This is a genomic window from Streptomyces sp. NPDC031466 (genome assembly GCF_055581265.1).
Map to the genome: position 1 here is coordinate 1 of NZ_JBVIJT010000033.1, position 1,431 is coordinate 1,431.

The 1,431-nt window shown below is 62.7% G+C and carries 1 protein-coding gene; it reads left to right on the forward strand.

Annotated elements, in window-relative coordinates; translation table 11 throughout:
* Nucleotides 1–48: 48 nt before the first annotated feature.
* Nucleotides 49–1,431 (forward strand): beta-ketoacyl synthase N-terminal-like domain-containing protein (locus tag ACZ5GP_RS33955; RefSeq protein ID WP_468754521.1); only part of this gene is annotated, 1,383 nt, incomplete at its 3' end.

Sequence of the window (1,431 nt, forward strand, 5' to 3'; positions counted from 1 at the left end):
CTTTTTTCGACCGAGCGGGGGCCGTCGATCGTGTTGTCGGATGCTGGTTTGGTGCGGGATGACGCGGTGGCTGTTGTTGGTGTGTCGTGTCGTTTTCCTGGTGCGTCGGGTCCGGGGGAGTTTTGGGGTTTGTTGCGGGGTGGGGTGGATGCGGTTTCGGAGGCGCCTGTTGGTCGGGTGGGTGTTGAGGGTTCGTGGTGGGGTGGGTTTTTGGATCGGGTGGATGGGTTTGATCCGGGGTTTTTTGGTATTTCGCCGCGTGAGGCGGTGTTGATGGATCCGCAGCAGCGGTTGGTTTTGGAGTTGGTGTGGGAGGCGTTGGAGTTTGGTGGTGTGGTTCCCGGGGGGTTGCGGGAGTCGCGTACTGGTGTGTTTGTGGGGGCTATTTGGGATGATTATGTGGCGGTGGCGCGTGAGGTGGGTTTGGAGGGGGTGGGTCAGCATTCTTTGGCGGGGCAGGCGCGGAGTGTGATCGCGAATCGGGTGTCGTATGTGTTGGGGTTGCGGGGTCCGAGTGTGGTGGTGGATTCGGGTCAGTCGTCGTCTTTGGTTGCGGTGCATCAGGCGGTTCAGGCGTTGCGGGGTGGGGAGTGTTCGTTGGCGTTGGCGGGTGGGGTGAATTTGATGTTGTCGGGGGATTCGTGGGTGCGGTCGGAGAGGTTTGGTGGGTTGTCGCCGCGGGGGCGGTGTCGGGTTTTTGATGCGGGGGCTGATGGTTATGTGCGGGGTGAGGGTGGTGGGTTTGTTCTGTTGAAGCGGTTGTCGGATGCGGTGGCTGCTGGTGATCGGGTGTTGGCGGTTGTTCGTGGGTCTGCGGTGAATAACGATGGTGGGGGTGAGGGGTTGACTGCTCCGCGGGGTGTGGGGCAGGAGGATGTGTTGCGGTTGGCGTATGAGCGGGCTGGGGTGGATCCGGGTGGTGTGCAGTATGTGGAGTTGCATGGGACGGGGACGCGGTTGGGTGATCCGGTGGAGGCGGGGGCGTTGGGTGCGGTGGTGGGTGCTGCCGTGCGGGGGCGTGGTGGGGAGGTGCGGGTTGGTTCGGTGAAGACGAATGTGGGGCATTTGGAGGGTGCTGCGGGTATTGCGGGGTTGTTGAAGGCGGTTTTGTCGGTGTGGCATCGGGAGTTGCCGCCGAGTTTGCATTTTGAGTCTGCTAATCCGTTGATTCCTTTGGGTGAGTTGGGTTTGCGGGTGCAGTCGGAGTTGGGGGGTTGGCCGCGGCCGGGTGAGGTGTTGGTTGCGGGGGTGTCGTCGTTTGGTATGGGCGGGACGAATTGTCATGTGGTGGTGGAGGAGGCTCCTGGGTTCGTTTCCGGTTCCGTTTCCGGTGTCGGGGTTGCTGGTGGTGGTTCGGTTGAGCGGGGTGTGGTGCCGTGGGTGGTTTCGGGTCGTGGTGTGGAGGCGTTGCGGGGGCAGGCGGAGCGGCTG